We start from the raw sequence: 5766 nt of genomic DNA on the forward strand, positions 1-5766 counted from the left end.
GTGCGCGGCATTGCCGAGCGGCAGCTTGCTGAGGTCGATCGCATTGTGCGCGACTGTTTCGAGGCACGTGACGACATACAGCCGGTCACGCGCGGCGAGCTTCAGGCGCTGATGCGCGACGGGCTGGTGACGCTGATCGACGTGCGCCCGCCGGACGAGTTCGCGCTTGGCCACGTGCCCGGCGCGGTCAATGTTCCCCTCGGAGAAGTCAAGGCCTGGTCCCAGGGTGCCGACCCCGGACGGGAAATCGTCGCCTACTGCCGCGGCCCATGGTGCGTGATGTCCTTCGAGGCGGTGGCCGCGCTGCGCTCGCTTGGCCATTCCGTGCGCCGCCTCGAGGACGGCATGCCGGAATGGAAAGCCGCTGGCCTTCCGGTGGAAATGGCGGCCTGACGGTGTCGCTAACAAATGCATGTCGCCCAAAAATGGGCAGCGGTTCTGGGGCAAGAGGCGCGAGCAAGTTTTGGGCTCGCAGCCGACGCAAATTGGGCGTATCGTGACATATCGTCGGTTGCTAATAAATGAGCCGGCGACTGAGAGCGCAAGACTCCCGCACCGGACTGGGCGCTAGCATCCACACCACTCGTCGCGCCCACAAGACCACCTGCCTCTGTCGAAACCTCTTTTGCTCGGTTCCGGCCAGAATTGCCCTTCGCGATTCGGAATGGGAGCGTTCCGATGCAGCAGATCACGCAAACCCGCCGACGATTCCTAGCCGGTGCTGCCCTGGCAGGCGCTGCCGGTGTCGTCGTCCTTCCGAGGTCACTCCATGCGGAACCGCCGCTGGAGCGAGAGCTGAAGATGTGAGCAAGCGGCAAGCCCAGAGCCCGCCATGCAGGTACGGCCGACTGTGCACAACACAGCATCCACGGGTCAGTGTTCTCAGTGTCGCACTGGCCACCATCTGGAAAGGAGGTTCCCATGCATACCGTATATCCCGGACGGTTCAGCCGACGGAGGTTCCTGCGTGGGATTACGCTGGCGGGGGCAGCGGGGCTTCTGGGCTGGCACCCCAGGCGCGCCGCTGCGGAGCCACCGCCTGAGACGACGCGGATCCGGCTCGTCCGGGTTCCCAGCATCTGTCAGGCCCCCCAGTATGTAGCCGAAGAACTGTTGCGCAGCGAAGGGTTCACCGAGGTGCACTACCTCCAAAGAGAGGGGACGGCAGACATCGCGCCGGCCCTCGCCTCCGGTGAAGCCGACCTCAGTGCGCATTTCGCCGCCCCGCTCCTTCTCCGCCTGGAGGCGGGGGATCCCATCGTCATCCTGGCAGGCCTCCACGTCGGCTGCTTTGAACTGTTCGGGACCGATCGCATCCAGTCGATCCGCGATCTCAAGGGGAAGACCGTGGCCGTGCCAGCGCTAGATTCCAGCCGATACGTCTTTCTCGCCACTATGACGGCGTATGTCGGCCTGGACCTCCATAAGGACATACACTTCGTCATGCATCCGGGACCCGAGTCCATCCGGCTCCTGAGTGAGGGGAAGATCGATGCCTATTTGGGCTTTCCCCCCGAACCGCAGGAGATGCGGGAGCAGCAGATCGGCCATGTGGTGATCAGCAGCACCGTGGACCGGCCCTGGTCGCAATACTTCTGTTGTATGTTGGCTGGGGGGCGGGAGTTCGTCCGTACGCATCCGGTGGCCACCAAACGCGCCCTCCGCGCCATCTTGAAAGCGGCGGATTTCTGCGCCAGCGAGCCCGAGCAGTCCGCCCAGTTCTTGGTGCAGCAGGGTTATACTAAGCGCTATGACCATGCCCTCCAGGTCATGAAGGCGATCCCCTACGGTTGGCGTGAGTATAGCGCTGAGGACACCCTGCGCTTCTACGCCCTGCGTCTCCACGAGGTCGGGATGCTGAGGAGCACCCCCCAGAAGCTGTTGGCCCAAGGCACCGACTGGCGTTTCTTCAACGAACTGAAGCACGAGCTGAAGACCTGACTAGGCAGCCACCCGCGTGCCCATTTTCCACGTGAGGGAGAACCCCATGCAAATCATCCAGAACCGCCGCCACTTCATGGCCGGAGCTGCGGCAGCAGGCGCTGCAGCTCTCATCGGCACAACGACCGACGCTTGGGCCGAGGCACCCCCTGAAACGACCTCTGTTCGCTTGCCGCGGTGGATCGATGGCGCCTACTGCTGGGCAGGGATGTACCTGGCCGGAGAGTTCCTCAAAGCGGAGGGCTTCACCGACGTCCGCTACGTGCAGGGCGACGAAAAAGTCGATCAGGCGGTGTGGATTGCACGCGGCGACACGGATTTCAGCATGAACTACGCGCCGGTCCATGTCGCATCGATCGACGCGGGCGTGCCAATCAGGGTGCTTGGCGGTCTGCATTCGGGGTGCCTCGAGCTAATCGCCAACGACAGCATCCAAGGCATCCCGGATCTCAAGGGCAAGCGGGTAGGCATGCATGACATCCATGCGCCGTCGCGCGTGCTGGTCGCCCTGATGGCCGCCTATATTGGACTGGATCCCGTCAACGACATCGAATGGATCGAGGAAAGCAAGCCGGTGGAAGCCTTCGCCGACGGAAAGTTCGATGCATATCTCTTCACGCCGCCGGAAACGCAGCAACTGCGCGCAAAGAAAATCGGCCACACGATCCTCAACACGACCCTCGATCGCCCTTGGTCGCAGCACTTCTGCTGCATGACCTCGGCCGCTGCGGACTACGTGAACAGATACCCGGTGGCGACCAAGCGCGTGCTCAGGGCCATCCTCAAGGGCGCCGACCTATGCATTTCGGACCCCGCATGGAGTGCAGCGCAAATGGTCGATCGAGGTTTCGTCCCCAGCTACGAAATCGCGCTGCAAACGCTGAGCGACACGCGATACGGCGTATGGCGGGACTACGATGCCGAAGCGTCGATGCGCTTCTACGCGCTGCGCATGCAGGAGACGGGCATGATCAAGTCGAGCCCACAGCAGATCATCGCCGAGGGAACAGACTGGCGATTCCTGGAGCAACTGAAGCGTGAGCTCAAGACGTGAGCGGGTTGGCAGCCCGTATCTTGCTGCTGGCGCTGATGGCCGGGCCAGCGCAGGCGCATGACGCGCAGCACGATGAGCGATTGCCGGCAATCGGACCGGCTCCAGACTTTACGCTGACGTCGCAGGACCGGGAGCGCGTCTCGCTGCACGACTTTCGCGGCAAGGTGATCGCCATCGCATTCATCTATACGCACTGTGCCGACGTCTGTCCCATGCTGACCGCCCAGATGGCCAGCGTGCAGGAAAAGTTGGGCAGTGCGTTCGGACCCAAGATCGCCTTCATTTCGATCACCGTCGACCCGGAGCGCGATACGTCCGATGTTTTGAAGGAGTATGCGCAGAATTTTGGCGCCGATCTGAAGGGCTGGTCGTTTCTTACCGGCGATCCGGCGATTGTCCATGAGGTTGGACGGAAATATGGGGTCTTCGCGAAGCAGGCGGCGAACGGTGATGTCGACCATACCTTGTTGACCTCGCTCGTAGACCCGAATGGCATCTTGCGAGTACAATATCTTGGCGTCCGGTTCGACTTGGAGGAGTTCCGGGGTGACCTTCTCGGCCTCTTGGACGAAACCAAATAGCATAACGAACTGGCTCGTTGGCTGGGTTGCCCGGCTGCCGGCGCGCGTCCAGACCAAGCTCTTGATCGCGTTCCTGTCGATCGTCGGCCTGCTCATCGTGCTCGGTGCCGTCGGGTTGCAGGTGCTGAGTGGGGTCAACGATCAGACCAACGAGCTGATCAAGCTGCAGCGCAGGATCGCGGCCTACCGCCAAGTACAGCACGATACGACCACCCAGCTCTACGGTATTTCCACCGCCCTGTTGCTACAGGATAACCGGATGCTGGATACGGCGCTGCGCCAGCTCAATCAGTTCGGCTACGACCTCGAGCGCATGGAGTTCGTCGCCAAAGCCGAGGTGGAAGTGCTTGGCCAGGTCAGGCAAGAGTACGAGAAACTGACGGCCGGGGTGACGCACGTGGCAGAGCTTGTCCGCGCGGGCCGTACCGAGGAGGCGCGCAAGGTTCAGCTTGATGAAATCATACCGTCGGCTGATCGCCTCGAGCGGCTGACAAACCAGCTGGTCAACATGGCCGAAGCCGACATGGTGGCGGCCATCGAAACGACCGAGGGTGCGTACGGCACGTCCAGACTGATCGTGGTTTCGTTTGCCGTGGGCAGTATCCTGCTGGCGTTGGGGCTCGGTTACATCATCTCCTGGTCGTTGATCGAACCGGTCAAGAAGATCGAGACGCGTCTCAGCCAGATAGCGGCCGGCGACTTCGCCCAACGGGTTGCCGTCGCCAATCGCGACGAACTTGGAGTGCTCGCTGCTAACGTCAACCAGACCTCCGACCAGCTGGGCCGCCTGTATCAGGAGATTGAGACACGCACGCAGCAGCTCGACGAAGCCCTTCAGCAGCAGACAGCCACTGCAGACGTTCTGAAGGTCATCAGCCGCTCTACCTTCGATCTACAGGTGGTGCTCGATACGTTGGTGGAATCGGCTGTCAGGCTCTGTCGCGCCGACAAGGGTGGCATCGTGCAGTTGCTTGATGGCGTATTCCGCTATGTGTCGACGCTTGGCTACCCGCCCAGTTTCCGTGCCTATGTCGACGCCAATCCACTTCCAGCGCTTGCCGCTGGGCGAGGCTCCGCCGTAGGGCGCGTAATCGAAGAACGGCGGATCGTGCAAATCGAAGACGTGACCGCTGATCCGGACTACCGCGTCGCCTTGATCGCTGAGGCAGGCGGATTCCGCACCGTCCTCGCTGCCCCCCTGTTGCGGGAAGGTGATCTCGTTGGCGTATTCGTCATGACGAGGGCTGAACCGCAACCGTTCAGTCCCAAGGAGATCGCGCTCGTCGAGACATTTGCCGACCAGGCCGTGATCGCCATCGAAAATGCGCGGCTCTTCGAGGCGGTGCAGGCACGGACGCGCGAGCTTGCGGCGTCGGTCGGTGAGCTCGAGGCGCTCGGCGAAGTGAGCAAGGCGGTCAATTCGACGCTGGATCTCGACACGGTGCTGAAGACGATCGTTGCCAAGGCGGTCCAGTTGTCGGCGACGGATGCTGGCACGATCTATGTGTTCAGCAGCACGCGGCAGCAATTCCGCCCTCGCGCAAACTTTGGGATGAGCGATGAGCTTATCGCCGCAGTCTCGCAGCAGACGATCGGGCTGGCCGATATGGGTATTGGCGACGCGCCCGGACGGTGCATGCCGGTGCAGTTTCCCGACCTCGGCAAGGAAACCTCATCCTTCCTTGTGAGAAAGACGATCCTCGACGCCGGATATCGCGGCATCCTGATCGTTCCGCTGCTGAGGCCCAACAAGATCGTCGGTGCATTGGTCGTCAGGCGCCACAAGCCAGGCGCCTTCGATGAGCAAGTTGTTCACCTGTTGGAGACCTTCGCAGCCCAATCGGTGGTCGCGATCCAGAATGCCAAGCTGTTCCGCGAGATCGAGGAGAAAGGCGAGGAGCTGGAAGCAGCCAGCCGCCACAAGTCCCAGTTCCTGGCGAATATGAGCCACGAACTCAGGACACCGCTCAATTCAGTTCTGGGCTTCACAGAACTGCTGGTCGACGGCATCTATGGCGAACTCCCGGACAAGGCAAAGGCGACCGTCGCGCGTGTGCAGGCAAACGGCCGTCACCTCCTCGGGCTCATCAACGACGTGCTCGACCTGTCCAAGATCGAAGCCGGCCAGCTCACGCTGGCGATCGAGGACTACTCCGTCGCGCAGATTGTCCGATCGACCCTTACGGCGGT

Annotated in this window: 5 protein-coding genes; all 5 read left to right on the forward strand. The window is 62.0% G+C overall.

The genetic code is table 11. The features are described from left to right. A partial coding sequence (locus tag EOA60_RS15840; protein ID WP_164899336.1) for a rhodanese-like domain-containing protein occupies positions 1-393 on the forward strand: 393 nt, incomplete at its 5' end. A gap of 528 nt (positions 394-921) precedes the next feature. After that, positions 922-1941: an ABC transporter substrate-binding protein gene (locus EOA60_RS15850; RefSeq protein ID WP_127335715.1), complete on the forward strand. Its 1020-nt coding sequence runs from the start codon at positions 922-924 to the stop codon at positions 1939-1941. 46 nt (positions 1942-1987) lie between these two features. Then, complete coding sequence (locus EOA60_RS15855; RefSeq protein ID WP_095801196.1) at positions 1988-2995, forward strand: ABC transporter substrate-binding protein; 1008 nt, start codon at positions 1988-1990, stop codon at positions 2993-2995. 20 nt (positions 2996-3015) lie between these two features. Further along, positions 3016-3576 (forward strand): SCO family protein, encoded by a 561-nt coding sequence (locus EOA60_RS15860; protein WP_128293172.1) that lies wholly within the window; start codon positions 3016-3018, stop codon positions 3574-3576. Continuing rightward, positions 3542-5766, forward strand: a 2225-nt coding sequence (locus EOA60_RS15865) for a GAF domain-containing protein (RefSeq protein ID WP_164899337.1), incomplete at its 3' end; no start/stop codon positions are given. The genes EOA60_RS15860 and EOA60_RS15865, both read left to right, overlap by 35 nt.

It is taken from the genome of Mesorhizobium sp. M1A.F.Ca.IN.020.06.1.1 (assembly GCF_004023265.1).
Classification (GTDB): domain Bacteria; phylum Pseudomonadota; class Alphaproteobacteria; order Rhizobiales; family Rhizobiaceae; genus Mesorhizobium.

Coding starts and splice junctions, on each gene's coding strand:
- EOA60_RS15855 (WP_095801196.1), top strand. CDS start 1,988: ATGCAAATCATCCAGAACCGCCGCCACTTCATGGCCGGAGCTGCGGCA.
- EOA60_RS15850 (WP_127335715.1), top strand. CDS start 922: ATGCATACCGTATATCCCGGACGGTTCAGCCGACGGAGGTTCCTGCGT.